Source organism: Cryobacterium sp. (assembly GCF_025463825.1).
Classification (GTDB): Bacteria; Actinomycetota; Actinomycetes; order Actinomycetales; family Microbacteriaceae; genus Cryobacterium.
The window spans coordinates 1-13,391 of sequence record NZ_JAODBG010000001.1 but is presented as its reverse complement, the minus strand read 5'-3'; the positions used below and the strand labels follow the sequence as shown (position 1 = coordinate 13,391).

Sequence of the window (13,391 nt, the reverse complement as noted above, 5' to 3'; positions counted from 1 at the left end):
GGCCTGCTCGGCGCCCGGGAACGGGTGGGCTCCGTCGCCGGCCGGCTCACGGCGGCCCGCGGCCCCGGCCCGGTGTTCCGGTTCACCGCTTGGCTGCCCACCGACCCCGCCGGCACGGCCGCGCCGGCAGCCGCTGCCGCCGGTCCCGGCTCGACCTCCCAACCGAATGGTGCCTCATGATCTCCGTGGTCCTCGCCGACGACCAGTCCCTGATCCGCACGGCGGTGGCCGAGCTGGTCTCGCACGAGGAGGGCTTCCGCGTCGCCGGTCAGGCCGGCAACGGCCGGGAAGCCGTGGAGCTGGTGCGGGCCACCCGCCCCGACATCGTGCTCATGGACATCCGGATGCCGGTCATGGACGGCATCCTCGCCACCGCGGCGATCTGCGCCGACCCCGACCTCGCCGCGACCCGGATCATCGTGCTCACCACCTTCGAGGAAGACGAGTACGTGCTGCAGGCCCTGCGTGCCGGGGCCAGCGGCTTCGTCGGCAAGGGCACCGAGGCGGCGGACCTGATGAACGCCATCCGCACCGTGCACGGCGGCGACGCGTTGCTCTCCCCGCGCGCCACCAAGGCCCTGATCGACCGGTACACGGCGCCCGTCGAGCCCGCCGCACTGGTGGTGCCCGCCGGGCTGGCCACGCTCACCGAACGCGAGCGGGAGATCCTGCTACTGGTGGGCCGCGGCCACGCCAACGGGGCGATCGCCGACGAGCTGGTGATCTCGCCGCACACAGCGAAGACCCACGTGAACCGGATGATGACCAAGCTGGGTGTGCACGACCGCGCCCAGCTGGTGATCATCGCCTACGAGTCGGGCCTGCTGGTGCCCGGCGGGCCGGCATGACCGCGCGTCGGGCCGCGACGTGCCCACCTGCGGACGAGGTGCCCTGCCCCACCGGGGCAACGCGTCCGGAACGGGGCAACTCGCGAATCAGCGGTAGTGCAGCTCGCCGCGGGAGACCTTCTCCACCACGTCCCGGATACGCGCGGCGCGCGGCGCGGGCGTCTTGATGTTGGTCAGCCGGAAATAGATCAGGAATCGCGCCCCGCGGGTCAGCGACGCGAGGTACGCGGCGGCGGCCGCGTTGGCGTCCAGTGCGGCCTGCAGGTCGGGCGGCGGCTCGGCGTCCCGCATCCGGTACGCGGCGTCCCAGCGGCCGTCGGCCTTGGCGCGGTCGACCTCGGCCATGCCTGCCGGGCGCATCCGGCCCTCCTCGATCAGGCGGGCCACGTGTTCCTGATTGATCTTCGACCACGGGCTGTTCTTGCGCCGGGGCGAGAAGCCCTGGAGGGTGTAGTCCTCGTCGAGCCGATTGGCCTGCCCGTCGATCCAGCCGTAGCAGAGCGCCACGTTTCCGTGCGTTACAGCGCCGACCTGCTGACATCGGGCCGGTCCCGGCGTAGCATCGGCCGTGGCGGGGGCCGTTGTCGGCGTTGGCAAGGGCCTGTGCCCGGCCCCCGCGCAAGGGATGGTTCCAGATGACGAACATGACCATGCAGATGATGGAAATGCACATGAAGGACATGCCGATGCAGGGCATGGACATGTCCGTGATGCAGGACTGTATCGAGGCCGCGTCCGCCTGCGAGCAGGCCTGCACGATGTGTGCCGACTCGATGATGGGCGACGACATGGCGATGGCGCGGAGCATGTGCGCCAACACGGCCGACATGGCGAACACCATGATGCGCGCCATGCTGCGCCCGGGCGGAATGCACATGGACAGCATGATGGCCATGCACATGGCCAGCATGACCACGGCCGCCGCCTGTGCCGAGGAGTGTATGAAGCACGCCGGCACGAGCGAGGACGCGCGGATGTGCGCCGAGGCCTGTCGGCAGTGCTCGATGGCTTGCCAGAAGATGATGGACGCGATGAAGGGGATGATGCCGACGAGTTGAGTCGTCGCTGTTCCACCGATTACCGCCGGCGGTCACCCGCCGGACGATGAATTGCAGCCGGTTGAAATGAATTGCAGCCGGTTGAAATGCAGCCGGGCCTAGAGCCGGATGACGCTGATACGGTCGCGGCCGCTCGCGAGCACGTTGTAGAGGGCGTGCACCGCCGCCGGCTGGCCTGCCTCGAGCGTCCCGGTGAGATCGTCGTGGTTCCAGACCCACACCGTCCCGGCACCGTCGGCCGGGTCGAGCAGGCTGGGCGCGTCCGGCCCGGCGAGCAGCCGGATGCCGACCCAGCCGTCGGCGGACACGCTTGCGACGATGCCGTCCACCCACTTGCCCGGGGTGGCGGCGGCCACTCGCGCCTGGATGGGCTGGAGGGCGTGCCCGGCGCCCCGGTTGGCGCACACGGCGCTACCGGTGTGGTTGCACTGCTGGGTGTGCAGCGGTTGCGTGATCATGTGGACCTCCTTCGCGAGCGGACGCGGCTATTGCACCGAGTGTAGGTTCGCGATTTTCCGCTGTCACGGGTCGCCGTCACACAACGCAACATGCGCCGCCGGGGCGGCGTGGGGAACCAGCCGGGGCACGAGCCGCACCAGGATCACCATCCCGATCAGCTCCACCAGCGTCTGGGTCACCACCGCCAGCGGCGCCAGGGCCAGGGCGGGCGGCAGCGCGAGGGCCAACGGCAGCACCACCAGGGAATTGCGGGTCGCGCCGCTGAAGACGAGGGCGCGGCCAGCCGGAGCCTCTTGACGGGTCAACCGGGCGGCGAGCACGCCCAGCCCGACCATCACGACCGGGAACACCACGTAAATCGGAAGCACGGCAAGCAGGGCCGCGGCCCGGGCGCCGACGGCCGCGATCTGCGAGCCGACCACGACGGCGAGGGTGACCATCATCAGCGGTACCATCAGCGCCTGCATGGCGGCGGTGATCGCAACGGCCACCCGACCTGACCGTGGTCCCCGGGTGTTCCGGCCGCCGGATGCCCGCCGGGCCAGGCCCTGCACGAGTCCGGCAGCGGCCAGGGGCAGCACGATGAGCAACAGGAAGGCCTCAAGGAACGGGGTCACCTCGATCAGACCCGTCGTGTCGGAGCCGGCGAAGAGCAGCAGGTAGAGCGGCAACAGCACGATCTGCAGCAGCATCAGCAGCGGGGTGGCGGCCAGCAGTTTGTCGCGGGCTCCGCCGGCCAGCCCGGTGAACACGATCACGTAGTCCACGCACGGGGTGAGCAGTACGAGCAGCACGCCGAGCAGCAGCGCCCGGTCGCCGGCCACGAATCGGCTGAGGCCGAAGGCCACCACCGGTGCGACGAGGAAATTGACCGCCAGCACCGCGCCGAGAAACCGGAGGTCGCGGAAGGAACGGCCGACATCGACGAGGGGCACGCCCAAAAAGGTCGCGAACAGCAGCAGACCGAGTACCGGGGTGATGGCACCGGCGAGCGCGGGCGCCACGGGCACGGCCAGCCAGCCGACCAGGGCGCCGAGGGCGATCGCGGCCAGGTAGAGCACCACCTGCCGGCGCTCCATCCAGCGCACGAATCCCGTCACGCTCCCACCCCAGGGGCGCTCGGTCAGCTGCCGAAGGAGCGAGGGGCCAGCTGATGCTGGAGGACCAGGGCTGCGGCGCCGACGGCGGCCGCATCCGTCGCATGGCTGGACAGCCGCACCTCGATGCCGTGCCGGGCCTTGGCGAAGAACCCCTCGCTCAGGCGCTTCTGCAGGATCTCGACATACATCGACCCGGCGATGGCCACCGACGGCCCGGCCAGCACCACACAGTCGAGGTCGAACAGGTTCGCGGCGATCAGCACCGCCTCGGCCAGGTCCTGTGCGGAATGGGTGATCGCCGTTACCGCCACCGGGTCGCCGAGCAGCGCGGCCGTGGAAATCAGGGTGAAGTCGGCGATGGGGTCGGCGCCGCCAAGGACCAGGGACGATTCGGCACCCGAATCGAGCGCGCGCTGCACGGCGGCGGCGACCCCGGCGGGCCCGGCCACGCGTTCGAGGGTGTCAGGCGCGGCACCGCTTCGCGGCGCCACCATCCACATCTGGCCGAGTTCGCCGACGTTGGAACTCGCCCCACGGAAGACCGTGCCGCCGAGGAGGATCCCGGCACCGATGCCCGCGCCCATGTACACGGCGCAGACCGTCGACGCATCCGGCACGTCGCCACCCCAGAATTCCCCCACAGCGGATGCCGTGCCGTCGTTGTCAAGCAGCACCGGCCGGCCGGTGGCCTCGGCGAGGGCATCGCGCAGCGGGTATTCCGACCACTGGCTCAGGGTGGGCGGGGTCAGCAGCACCCCGCGGTCGATGTCCATCGAACCGGGCGCCGCCAGCCCGACGCCGATGACGGCCTGGCCGTCGATGCCGAGGTCTTCGATCAGCTGATTGGCGCTCGTGGCCATCCGGGCGACCACGTCGGCGGGCGGGGAGTCCTCGGCGCCCCTGGTGCGCAGCCGGCCGACGATGGCGCCGCCGAGGTTGGTGACCACGTAGGTGAGGGAGTCTGCGCCGAGCTGGATGCCGACCGCGAACCGGGCGGTGGGGTTGATGTCCAGCAGCACCCGCGGCTTGCCGCCGGTGGACAGGTCGCGACCCACCTCGATGACGAGGCCGTCGGTGAGCAGGTGCCGCATGACGTTGGTCATCGTCGCCGGTGTGAGCCCGGTGAGGGTGGCCAGCTCCACTCGGCTGATCGGACCGGCCGACCGCACGAAGTCGAGGACCAGGGCGCGGCTCGTGGTGAGCGTCAGGTTGGCTCCAGCGCGCGTCATATCCAGCCTCCTCGTTCCTCCCATTCTAGAGTTGAACCCACTTAGTAAAGAGAGCGAAAGAAGTGGATCGAGGATCTCATGGTCATCCGGGAAGACGTCCCGGTGCGGCACAATGACACTGTGCCCGCCCTCTTCGATCCACCCCGGCAGTCCGGGCCCGTCGTCATCGGCACGGTTCTGCGCAGCTCCCCGCGGTTTCGCGGCGTGGAGCCGTTCTACGCCGAGTTCATCGCGGGGCTCGAAGACACCCTGCGAGTGACCAACGGGTCGGTCCTCGTGCACATAGCGGACAGCCTCGACGATGAGATCGCCAGCTATCGACGGTGGGCCGCCTCCGGGCACGTGTCTGCGATCGTGGTGCACGACCTCACCGAGAACGACGCGCGCACGAGCATCCTGCACGACCTCGGCCTGCCGGCCCTCGTGCTCGGTGACCCCCTGCACACCAGCAAGACCGGCGTGGCAACACTGGAGGTGGACAACTTCGAGGCGGTGACCCTGGCCGTGCACTACGCCGTCGAGCTGGGCCACCACCGCATCGGCCGGGTCGCCGGACCGGCCCAACTCGTGCACACAGGTGTGCGCTCGAGCTCGTTCGCCCAGGCCATCACGGCCAACGGCGCGACCGCGCAGACCGTCACCGGCGACTACTCCGAGCAGAGCGGCTTCGACGGCACCCGCGAGCTGCTGAGCGGCCCGGAGCGGCCCACCATGATCCTGTTCGACAACGACCTCATGGCCCTGGGCGGCCTCGCCTACGCCCGCCAGGCGGGCCTCGCGGTGCCCGCGGAGCTGTCCCTGCTCGCCTGGGACGATTCGAGCCTGTGCCGCCTCTCGACCCCGCCCCTGTCGGTCATGCGCCGGGACGTGCACTGGCTCGGCGCTGCAGCGGCGGAAATGGTGCGGGAGCTCCTGGCCGGCCGCGCGCCCGGCACCATCCCCGCGCCCGCGCCGCAGGTCGTCGCGCGCGGCACCACGGCGCCCCCGCCGGCCGGCTGAGGCATCCCGACCCCTTCTTGCCCCCTTGGCCGGCACGGCTCCCGCACGTATCCTTCGAGGATGACTGACTTCAACACGGGCGACCGGGTGAGCTGGGCGACATCCCAGGGCCGAACGCAGGGCGAGGTAATCGGGAAGAAGACCAGCGACTTCGAGTTCGCGGGCCAGACCTTCCGCGCCTCGGCGGAGGACCCGGCTTTCATCGTGAAATCAGAGAAGTCGGCAGCCGAGGCCGCACACAAGGCGGGCGCGCTGCGCAAGTTGAAGCCCCGCAAGTCCCAGGCCAGCACGGACGGTTGAGCGCGACTACTCTTCCCGGATCACCCGGACCTCGTAGCGCGCGCCGGTGAGCAGGTCGACGCCGGTGGCCTCGGCCCAGCCCGGGGTGACCGCGTGGTTGAGCAGGAACAGGTAGGAGCCGGCCGGCGAAACCCGCCGCACCACCTCGACCCCGGCCGACGCGACGGCGGCCGGGGTGACCGCAGCTTCGCTCAGCACCTGGTCGACGAACGCGCCCAGGCCGGCCGGGTCCAGGTCGGTGGAGAGATACCAGGCCGCACCGCCGGTTTCGTGCGGCCATTGCTCCGGGCTGTAGTCGCCTCCAAAGGAGAGGGCCGGGGTGGGCCACGGGGCGGGTGATGGTCGGGCTTCGGTGGGCATGGTCTTCTCCTGAGCAGCGTCGGTCAGAGCGGGGTGCAAGCGGGCCGGAGCATCCGGGCCACCCTTGCCAGTTATTTTGGTAACTTGATAAAGTCAGTGGCGTTTCCGAAGGCCATGACCCCGCAGAGAAAGTGATGGCTTCCCCGATGACCGTAGACAATCCGGACTATCGCGACAGCGGTTTACGATTCCCCGACGAGTTCGTCCTCGGCTCGGCCACCGCCGCGTACCAGATCGAGGGCGCCGTCGATGAGGACGGCCGCGGGGCGTCGATCTGGGACACCTTCTCGCACACCCCCGGGGCGGTGCAGAACGGGGACACGGGCGACGTGGCCGACGACCACTACCACCGACTCGAATCCGACCTGGACCTCATCGCGTCACTGGGCCTGGACGCCTACCGGTTCTCGATCGCCTGGCCGCGCATCCAGCCGACGGGGCGCGGCCCGGCGAACCCGGCCGGCCTGGCCTTCTACAAGCGACTGGTGGACGGGCTCCTCCAGCGCGGCGTGACCCCGGTCGCCACGCTGTACCACTGGGACCTGCCGCAGGCCCTCGAGGACGAGGGCGGCTGGCGCAACCGCCAGACCGCGTACGCCTTCGCTGACTACGCCCGGATCGTGGGCGGAGCCCTCGGCGACCGGGTCGCGGTCTGGACCACCCTCAACGAACCGTGGTGCTCGGCCTTCCTCGGGCACGGCTCCGGTGAGCACGCTCCCGGCTGGCAGGACAACGCCGAAGCACTCACCGCCGCCCACCACCTCAACCTCGCCCATGGGCTCGGGGTGAGCGCGCTGCGCGAGGTGATCAGCGCCACCGCCCAGATCTCGGTCACCCACAACCTGCACGTGATCCGCGGCGACGCCGAGTCGGTGCGGCGCATCGAAGCGGTGGGCAACCGGATCTTCACCGGCCCCATGCTGCACGGCGCGTACCCCGCTGACCTGCTCGCGGACACCCTGCCCCTCACCGACTGGTCATTCGTCAAGCCCGGTGACCTGGAGCTCATCCACCAGCCGATCGACGTGCTGGGCATCAACTACTACAACACCACTCTGGTCGGGCCGGCGGCCGGGGCGGCCTCACGGGCATCCGCGTTTCCCGGCACCGACGACATTCCCCGGCTGGACCAGCCGGGCCCGTTCACCGAGATGGACTGGAACATCGAGCCGTCCGGCCTGCTTCAGCTCCTCGCCGCGACGCACGCGGAGTTCCCGGACCTGCCGCTGATGATCACCGAAAGCGGCGCGGCGTTCGACGACGTCGCCACCGTGGACGACCACGGCGTGTCGCGCGTGCACGACGCGGACCGGGTGGATTACCTGCGCCGGCATTTCACCGCCGCGCATCGGGCTCTGCAGGCGGGCATCGACCTGCGGGGGTATTTCGTCTGGTCGCTAATGGACAACTTCGAGTGGGCCTACGGGTACTCGAAGCGGTTCGGCATCGTGCGGGTGGACTACGAGACGCAGGAGCGCACGCTCAAGGACAGTGCGCTCTGGTACCGGGAGCTGATCGCCGAGCGCCGCATCCCCTAGCTGCGCCGGTCGTCGCGTCCGTCGTCGGGTCAGTCGCCGGGGGTGGCGTTCCGGCGCAGGTGAACATCGGTGATGGTCACGTTGACCGCCTTGATGTTGAGCTCGGTGTGGTGCAGCAGCGACGTCGTGATGGCGTCGCGCAGGCGCTGCGCGGTCTGCGGCATCCGCTCACCCCAGAAGACGCTCGCCTCCACGTTCACCGTGACCTCGCTGCCCGGCACCGTCACATCACCCTGGAGGGTGCACGAGCCGATGAAGGTGCCGGCAACGCTGTCGCCCGCCGAGCGGATCAAGCCCCGGACGGCGCCTTCGGTGAGGCTGAGCGCGGCCTTCGGTGACGGGTGGGACACCGGGATCGAGCGCCCTGCGCGGGATTCCCGGTGAATGTTCGTGAGGATCCGCGTCACCCAGCTGTCGTCGCGGGCGGGTTCGGCCGTGACGTCTCCGGCGAGGATGTCCTGGGCCATCGTGCGGAATCGGGTGAGCGCGTCGTAGGCGATCCGGTTCTCCGGTGCGGTGTTGAGGAACTCTTCCGGCGGGTTCTCGCCACGGTCGAGGTAGTCACTAAGATGGGCGATGAGGTCGTAGTTCTGATCGTCAGGTGAAGGGATCATCGCCACTCCTCCATCTCTTGCATCAGTTTCTGCCTGGCCCGGGCCAACAGCCCGCGCACCGTCGATGGAGGCACGTCAAGCTCCTCGGCGATCTCGGCGTAGCTGTGCCCGCCGATCTCCCGCAGCGTCCAACATTCACGCTGTGCTTCGCTCAGAGTAGCGAGTGCACGTGTAAGCCGCTCCCTTTGCGACGCAGCTTCGGCTTGGTGGTGCGGTGATTCCGACTCCGGCGCAGGCACATCCCACTCGCCGAAGGGCTGATCCGTCCGGCGCGCCCGGATGCGGTCGATAGCCTTCCGGCTCGTGATGCGCATCAGCCAGGCCTTCGTCGCAGCCGGGTCCTGCAATTCGCCCAGCCGTTCCCAGGCCGTGATGAAGGTGTCCTGCACGACGTCGTCCGCGTCACTGTTGGAACCGAGGATGCGGGTGGCATACGCGCGCATCAGCGGCCCATGCCGCCGAACGATGACTTCGAAGGCGCGCACATCACCGTCGACGGCACGCGCCGCAAGAGTCGCATCTGCGGCGTCGTCGAGTGACGAACGCTCATCTGACACCATCACTGACACCGGAATCCTCTCTCTAAACCCATGCCCGCGCCCACCGAGGATCCTCTATTTCATGACGAACCTGCGGTGAAACGCGTCTGAACAGTATCGATGAGTTTCGGAGCAAGAAAAAATCACTCTGAAGCGAGATCCGTGCGACATAGTGACTATCTCACCATCCCGCCTTTTTTGTCACAGCACCGCCCCGCGCGGCCGACCAGCACAGGAGCAGCACTCATGACCGGCATCTCCCCCATCCCCACCAGCCCTCCTGCCGCCGGGCCGGACGACGCGCCGGCCCCGTCGACGGATGCTCGAGGCGCGACCGTGATCAATAATGCCGTCGTGGCCAAGATCGCCGGGCTCGCGGTGCGGAACGTTTCCGGCGTGCATGCCCTCGGCGGCGGTGCCGCACGCGCGCTGGGGGCCATCCGGGAAGCGATCAGCAGCGCCGATCACAGCCAGGGCGTCAGCGTGCAGGTGGGCGAGAGCCAGGTCAGCGTCGACCTGTCCATCGTCGCCGAGTATCCGATGCCGCTGCAACAGGTCGCCGACGACGCCCGCAGCGCCGTGATCCAAGCCATCGAGACGCTTGTCGGGCTGCAGGTCACCGAGGTGAACGTCACCATCAACGACGTGCACCTGCCCGACGAGAGTGCCGACACTGCCGAGGCACCGGTTCAGTGACTTCCGTGCCGAGCATCGAGACACCACGCGGTCGCACCGAAATCAGCTCCCGCGCGATGACTCGGCTCGTGTCCGCCGTAGCCGCCGAGGCTCTGGGCGTGCAGCCCAGCCAGGTGTCCGTCGACCTCGACGACGCCGACGGGGGCCTCGACCTCACGGTGCGCGCACCGCTGCGTGAACGGCCCGAGGCGCCTGCGGGTGGGGGCGAGGACGACCCCAGCGGCTCCCCGCAGACGCGGGAATACATCCGCCGCACCGTGAGCGAGCTCAGCGGCGGCCGGATCAACGAGGTCAGCATCCGGCGGACCCGACCACTCTTGCGGCTGCCCCGCCGGGGCGACTGACCCCGGCCCACACTCCGGCCCACCCCTCCACAGAAAAGGTACGTCATGAACGGCACCATCAGATCAGCAGAGTCGGCGGGTTTCGCCCCGGCGCGGCTGGCCGGTGCCGGTCGAGAAGTGCCTGGCCCGCTCGCCCGCTCGCCCCGTCAGCACCGGCCGCCCGGCACGTCGCAGGTGCCCCGCTCGATTGTGCCCATCGGGCTGGCCTCGGTGATCATCTCCGGATGCCTCTACGCCGGCACCGAGCTCGTCCTCGCGCTACTGGACCGACCGGCGCTGCTGGCCGCGCCCGCCGATGTGGTGCGCTACGTGAGCCAGGTCAATGAGATCGCCCCCGCGGTGCTGCTCGCCCTCGGCCTCGTGGTCGCCTCCGCCGGAGTGGCGCTCGTGGTGCTGACGGGTCGCACCGGACGGCGACCGAGAATAAGTCTCCAGCCGATCGCAGGGGCACACCGCGCCGGCGAGGCAGTCGCCGTCGAGCCCGGCACCCGTGAACCCGGCTCGGCCGGGCGGCGGCCGGCCCCGACCCTCCGGACCGTGGCGACGGCGCCGGATCGATTCACCGCCGCGAAGGCGATCGCCGACGCCCTGGCCTACGACAACCGCCAGGCGACCCGCGCACCCACCGTTGTGAGCACCACGACGGTTCCCCAACCACCCCCCAGAGAAAGAGAGAACACCATGAGTGGATCAGACAAGATCGAGAACGCCGCCCAGGACCTCGGCGGCAAGGCGAAGGAAGCCTTCGGCAAGGCAACCGACGATGACTCGAAGGTAGCCGAAGGCAAGGCCGATCAGGCCGGCGCCGATCTCAAGAAGGCCGGCGAGAACGTCAAGGACGCGTTCAAGAAGTAACCGGACCGCATCACCCGGCCGGTACCGTCGGATCCACGGCGGCACCGGTCGCGCAGACCGCGCCGGCGCGCATCGCCGCCGCCGCGTCGTCTGCCGTCCACGGCAGCGTGAGCGCCTGCGCCGCCGACGCGTCACCGCCTACGGGAGCCAGCGCCGCGGTCGCCACGAGGCGTCGGGCCAGATTGAGGGCGAATTCGGCGCCGGCGCTGGAATCGTTCACCATGACGGCCACCGTCAGCCCGCTCTCCGGGTCGGTGAGCGTCGCGGACAGGAAGCCCGGGACCTCCCCTGCCGAACCGCGCAGAGGCCCTACCTGCTCGGCGCCCAGGCCGTAGCCGCGCCAGTACGGCAGTCCCGCTTCCGGCACCGTGTCCCACTGTTCGTGGGCCGTTCCCGGTTCCAGCAAGACTCCAGCCGCGAGCGCCTGCGACCAGGTTTTGAGGTCGCCCAGAGTCGACACCGCGCCGCCGGCCACACCGGCGATGGACGGGGACAGCCGGGTGATATCGAGCATCCGGGTGCAATCCGCCCGGCCGGCCGGGTCGACGGCCGCGGTCCAACCGTGCGGATGCGCGCCGGGCAGACCCAGATCCCGGGAACCTGGGTACGCGGTGTCGGTCAGGCCGAGCGGGCCGAAGAGGTAGCGACCGTACAGTGTTGCCCAATCGTCGCCCGTCGCAGCCTGCAGGGCCATCCCGAGCAGGGTGATGCCCACGTCTGAGCGGTTGCACGTCCGGCCGGGTGGACCGGTCCTGGGGGTGCCGAGCGCGGCCGACACCAACTCGAGCGCCGGCCATGGTCGGGTGGGATTGCTCACGAACTGCGACTCGAGTTGCGGCTGGCCCAAGCCCGAGGTCTGCTGGCACAGCTGGCGCAGGGTGATGCCCTCGATCCCCGGTAGCCGGGTCAGATACTGCGACACCGGGTCGTCCAGGCCCACCCGGTCCTCGTCGACCAGCCGGAGCAGCACGGTGCACGTCATCGCCGTCGTCTGCGTCCCGATCCGGAAGCTCATCCCGGTCGTGAGCTGATCGCCGCCGGCGGCACGGCCGGTTGCCGGATCGACCTGGCTGCCGACAGTACCCGGGCTGGCCAGCCATTGCCCGGCCCCCGGCACCCAGACCCCGCGATTGCGCCGGATGCGCCGGCCAACGCCACACCGTCGGCCAAGGCCGCGTCCAGCGCGGCGACGGTGTCCGGCGCGAGGGATCCGACGGCCTGCTCCGGTCCGAACGGTTGGGGCACCTCAGCCTCGGCACAACCCATCAACGGGAACACCAGGATCACCAGCATCGACAGGCCAAGAACCGCCACCGGCCGCCGTTGCCCGACCACGACCCTCGTGCGTGATGCGCCGACGCGCACCCCACGGCCGCCGGACGGCCCCGCCTGTTCGCCACTCATGGCACCCCATGCCCATTCCGCGCCCCCGTACGCAGCCCCAAGGGATGCGCCGCACAGGCCTGTTGCTGGGGAGTGTACCCAGAGCGGGGGTGTCGCGCTGGCCGCCCCCGCCGCACCTCGATGGTGCGATACTGGGCGCGTGATCGGCTCGCGGACGGCAGGCCCCTTTCCGGGCCGGCTGGGGCGGCTCGGTGGCGCGTTGCTCCTCCTGGTCGGTTGCACCGGGCCCCTGGCGGCCTGCGGAACGCCGTTGATTCCCGAGCTGCCGTCGGCCGCTTCACCCTCGTCGGCTCCCTCGCCCAACGCCGCGCCGACGCCGACGCCGACGCCTGAGACCACCGGTTCGCCCTCCGCCACGCCACCGGGCACGCCCGGTCCCAGCCAGAATGAAACCGCGTCGCCCTGCTCGTCAGGCGGGATGATCTTCTCACTACAGGCCCGCCCCGAAGACAGCGGTGCGGGTAGCTTCTTCTGGGGTCTCCGCCTCACGAACTCCGGTGATGAGGCGTGCCTGATTGCCGGCTACCCGCGGGTGACGCTGATTTCCGGCGACTCCGGAGCAAAGATCGGCGCGGCATCGGGGCGGGAACCGCGCGCCGTCCCGTCCGATGTGCGGCTGGAGCCCGGCGACTCGACGTTCAGCCTGCTGCATCTCACGCAGGCCGGGGCCTACGGGTGCCCGCTCGTGGCCGTGACCACGCTGGACGTGACCCTGCCCGATGGCTCGTTTGCCGTCGTCGCTACGCCCAACCCGATCGAGGGCTGCGATGACCCCGCCGTGCAACCCGTGCGAACCGGTGTCTTCGCCGCAGAACCCGTCAGGTTCTAAGTACCCCGTTACGGCGCAATCGGCTGCGACAGCGACCGGGAACGCGCGCGAAAATACTTATCCACACCCATGCTTTATGTAACACAAGGATACGACATCGGGCTACATTGTCTGCATGTCCACCATCGCAGACACTTCCGCCCCCGGCACCCCGCCTGGACCGGGTGTGCCCGCAGATTCACTGGTCGCCGCGGTCGAAGCCGTTGAACATTTGGGGGC

18 protein-coding genes and 1 pseudogene are annotated in these 13,391 nt (G+C 69.8%); 10 read left to right on the top strand and 9 right to left on the bottom strand.

All coding sequences use genetic code 11. The annotated features are described in order from the left end of the window. Together JWP54_RS00095 and JWP54_RS00090 are read left to right on the top strand one after the other, a co-directional pair. A pseudogene (locus JWP54_RS00095) lies at window positions 1-180 on the top strand (sensor histidine kinase); the annotation flags it as partial. Next, window positions 177-848, top strand: coding sequence for a response regulator transcription factor (locus JWP54_RS00090; RefSeq protein ID WP_297366148.1), 672 nt, complete (start codon window positions 177-179; stop codon window positions 846-848). The pseudogene JWP54_RS00095 and the gene JWP54_RS00090, both read left to right, overlap by 4 nt. 87 nt (window positions 849-935) lie before the next feature. Here JWP54_RS00090 and JWP54_RS00085 read toward each other — a convergent pair whose 3' ends face one another. Continuing rightward, the gene (locus tag JWP54_RS00085) at window positions 936-1,355 is read right to left on the bottom strand and encodes a YdeI family protein (protein ID WP_297366147.1); all 420 of its coding nucleotides are present in this window, start codon (window positions 1,353-1,355) and stop codon (window positions 936-938) included. A gap of 128 nt (window positions 1,356-1,483) precedes the next feature. Here JWP54_RS00085 and JWP54_RS00080 point away from each other — a divergent pair, with 128 nt between their 5' ends. Then, window positions 1,484-1,906 (top strand): hypothetical protein, encoded by a 423-nt coding sequence (locus JWP54_RS00080; RefSeq protein WP_297366146.1) that lies wholly within the window; start codon window positions 1,484-1,486, stop codon window positions 1,904-1,906. A gap of 98 nt (window positions 1,907-2,004) precedes the next feature. Here JWP54_RS00080 and JWP54_RS00075 read toward each other — a convergent pair whose 3' ends face one another. From JWP54_RS00075 to JWP54_RS00065, 3 genes are all read right to left on the bottom strand, one after another. Then, the gene (locus JWP54_RS00075) at window positions 2,005-2,364 is read right to left on the bottom strand and encodes a hypothetical protein (RefSeq protein ID WP_297366145.1); all 360 of its coding nucleotides are present in this window, start codon (window positions 2,362-2,364) and stop codon (window positions 2,005-2,007) included. Between the two features lie 63 nt (window positions 2,365-2,427). Next, entirely contained in the window at window positions 2,428-3,444 is a 1,017-nt protein-coding gene (locus tag JWP54_RS00070) for an arsenic resistance protein (RefSeq protein WP_297366151.1), read from the bottom strand. A 44-nt stretch (window positions 3,445-3,488) separates the two neighbouring features. Beyond that, window positions 3,489-4,694: an ROK family transcriptional regulator gene (locus JWP54_RS00065; protein ID WP_297366144.1), complete on the bottom strand. Its 1,206-nt coding sequence runs from the start codon at window positions 4,692-4,694 to the stop codon at window positions 3,489-3,491. A gap of 78 nt (window positions 4,695-4,772) precedes the next feature. Between JWP54_RS00065 and JWP54_RS00060 the strand changes: the two genes are divergently transcribed. Together JWP54_RS00060 and JWP54_RS00055 are read left to right on the top strand one after the other, a co-directional pair. Continuing rightward, on the top strand, window positions 4,773-5,693 hold the full coding sequence (locus tag JWP54_RS00060) for a LacI family DNA-binding transcriptional regulator (protein ID WP_297366143.1): 921 nt from the start codon (window positions 4,773-4,775) through the stop codon (window positions 5,691-5,693). 60 nt (window positions 5,694-5,753) lie between these two features. Beyond that, window positions 5,754-5,993 carry a DUF2945 domain-containing protein gene (locus JWP54_RS00055; protein ID WP_297366142.1) on the top strand — a complete coding sequence of 80 codons (240 nt, stop codon included), beginning with the start codon at window positions 5,754-5,756 and terminating at the stop codon, window positions 5,991-5,993. A gap of 6 nt (window positions 5,994-5,999) precedes the next feature. Here the strand turns inward: JWP54_RS00055 and JWP54_RS00050 are convergent, their stop codons facing one another. Then, window positions 6,000-6,353: a Beta-galactosidase C-terminal domain gene (locus JWP54_RS00050; RefSeq protein WP_297366141.1), complete on the bottom strand. Its 354-nt coding sequence runs from the start codon at window positions 6,351-6,353 to the stop codon at window positions 6,000-6,002. A gap of 146 nt (window positions 6,354-6,499) precedes the next feature. Between JWP54_RS00050 and JWP54_RS00045 the strand changes: the two genes are divergently transcribed. After that, the gene (locus JWP54_RS00045) at window positions 6,500-7,891 is read left to right on the top strand and encodes a GH1 family beta-glucosidase (RefSeq protein WP_297366140.1); all 1,392 of its coding nucleotides are present in this window, start codon (window positions 6,500-6,502) and stop codon (window positions 7,889-7,891) included. Window positions 7,892-7,920: 29 nt separating this feature from the next. Here JWP54_RS00045 and JWP54_RS00040 read toward each other — a convergent pair whose 3' ends face one another. Together JWP54_RS00040 and JWP54_RS00035 are read right to left on the bottom strand one after the other, a co-directional pair. After that, the gene (locus JWP54_RS00040; RefSeq protein WP_297366139.1) at window positions 7,921-8,505 is read right to left on the bottom strand and encodes an Asp23/Gls24 family envelope stress response protein; all 585 of its coding nucleotides are present in this window, start codon (window positions 8,503-8,505) and stop codon (window positions 7,921-7,923) included. Continuing rightward, on the bottom strand, window positions 8,502-9,065 hold the full coding sequence (locus JWP54_RS00035) for an RNA polymerase sigma factor (RefSeq protein WP_297366150.1): 564 nt from the start codon (window positions 9,063-9,065) through the stop codon (window positions 8,502-8,504). Before JWP54_RS00035 ends, JWP54_RS00040 begins: the two co-directional genes overlap by 4 nt. Before the next feature lie 225 nt (window positions 9,066-9,290). Between JWP54_RS00035 and JWP54_RS00030 the strand changes: the two genes are divergently transcribed. The 3 genes from JWP54_RS00030 to JWP54_RS00020 all read left to right on the top strand — a co-directional run bounded on the left by JWP54_RS00030 (window position 9,291) and on the right by JWP54_RS00020 (window position 10,939). Further along, window positions 9,291-9,740 (top strand): Asp23/Gls24 family envelope stress response protein, encoded by a 450-nt coding sequence (locus JWP54_RS00030; protein ID WP_297366138.1) that lies wholly within the window; start codon window positions 9,291-9,293, stop codon window positions 9,738-9,740. A 68-nt stretch (window positions 9,741-9,808) separates the two neighbouring features. Beyond that, entirely contained in the window at window positions 9,809-10,084 is a 276-nt protein-coding gene (locus JWP54_RS00025) for a hypothetical protein (RefSeq protein WP_297366137.1), read from the top strand. 681 nt (window positions 10,085-10,765) lie between these two features. Beyond that, entirely contained in the window at window positions 10,766-10,939 is a 174-nt protein-coding gene (locus tag JWP54_RS00020; RefSeq protein WP_297366149.1) for a CsbD family protein, read from the top strand. A 10-nt stretch (window positions 10,940-10,949) separates the two neighbouring features. Here JWP54_RS00020 and JWP54_RS00015 read toward each other — a convergent pair whose 3' ends face one another. Together JWP54_RS00015 and JWP54_RS00010 are read right to left on the bottom strand one after the other, a co-directional pair. Then, window positions 10,950-11,954, bottom strand: a complete 1,005-nt coding sequence (locus tag JWP54_RS00015) for a serine hydrolase (protein WP_297366136.1) — start codon at window positions 11,952-11,954, stop codon at window positions 10,950-10,952. Beyond that, window positions 11,951-12,343 (bottom strand): hypothetical protein, encoded by a 393-nt coding sequence (locus tag JWP54_RS00010; protein WP_297366135.1) that lies wholly within the window; start codon window positions 12,341-12,343, stop codon window positions 11,951-11,953. The genes JWP54_RS00015 and JWP54_RS00010 overlap by 4 nt, the downstream gene beginning before the upstream one ends. A gap of 418 nt (window positions 12,344-12,761) precedes the next feature. Between JWP54_RS00010 and JWP54_RS00005 the strand changes: the two genes are divergently transcribed. Continuing rightward, the gene (locus JWP54_RS00005; RefSeq protein ID WP_297366134.1) at window positions 12,762-13,172 is read left to right on the top strand and encodes a DUF4232 domain-containing protein; all 411 of its coding nucleotides are present in this window, start codon (window positions 12,762-12,764) and stop codon (window positions 13,170-13,172) included. Window positions 13,173-13,391 lie beyond the last annotated feature (219 nt).

Bases quoted from the DNA above. Each gene is read 5' to 3' on its own strand.
- JWP54_RS00090 (WP_297366148.1), top strand. From the start codon at position 177: ATGATCTCCGTGGTCCTCGCCGACGACCAGTCCCTGATCCGCACGGCG.
- JWP54_RS00080 (WP_297366146.1), top strand. From the start codon at position 1,484: ATGACGAACATGACCATGCAGATGATGGAAATGCACATGAAGGACATG.
- JWP54_RS00075 (WP_297366145.1), bottom strand. From the start codon at position 2,364: ATGATCACGCAACCGCTGCACACCCAGCAGTGCAACCACACCGGTAGC.
- JWP54_RS00070 (WP_297366151.1), bottom strand. From the start codon at position 3,444: ATGGAGCGCCGGCAGGTGGTGCTCTACCTGGCCGCGATCGCCCTCGGC.
- JWP54_RS00065 (WP_297366144.1), bottom strand. From the start codon at position 4,694: ATGACGCGCGCTGGAGCCAACCTGACGCTCACCACGAGCCGCGCCCTG.
- JWP54_RS00060 (WP_297366143.1), top strand. From the start codon at position 4,773: ATGGTCATCCGGGAAGACGTCCCGGTGCGGCACAATGACACTGTGCCC.
- JWP54_RS00055 (WP_297366142.1), top strand. From the start codon at position 5,754: ATGACTGACTTCAACACGGGCGACCGGGTGAGCTGGGCGACATCCCAG.
- JWP54_RS00050 (WP_297366141.1), bottom strand. From the start codon at position 6,353: ATGCCCACCGAAGCCCGACCATCACCCGCCCCGTGGCCCACCCCGGCC.
- JWP54_RS00045 (WP_297366140.1), top strand. From the start codon at position 6,500: ATGACCGTAGACAATCCGGACTATCGCGACAGCGGTTTACGATTCCCC.
- JWP54_RS00040 (WP_297366139.1), bottom strand. From the start codon at position 8,505: ATGATCCCTTCACCTGACGATCAGAACTACGACCTCATCGCCCATCTT.
- JWP54_RS00035 (WP_297366150.1), bottom strand. From the start codon at position 9,065: ATGGTGTCAGATGAGCGTTCGTCACTCGACGACGCCGCAGATGCGACT.
- JWP54_RS00030 (WP_297366138.1), top strand. From the start codon at position 9,291: ATGACCGGCATCTCCCCCATCCCCACCAGCCCTCCTGCCGCCGGGCCG.
- JWP54_RS00020 (WP_297366149.1), top strand. From the start codon at position 10,766: ATGAGTGGATCAGACAAGATCGAGAACGCCGCCCAGGACCTCGGCGGC.
- JWP54_RS00015 (WP_297366136.1), bottom strand. From the start codon at position 11,954: ATGAGCTTCCGGATCGGGACGCAGACGACGGCGATGACGTGCACCGTG.
- JWP54_RS00010 (WP_297366135.1), bottom strand. From the start codon at position 12,343: ATGAGTGGCGAACAGGCGGGGCCGTCCGGCGGCCGTGGGGTGCGCGTC.
- JWP54_RS00005 (WP_297366134.1), top strand. From the start codon at position 12,762: ATGATCTTCTCACTACAGGCCCGCCCCGAAGACAGCGGTGCGGGTAGC.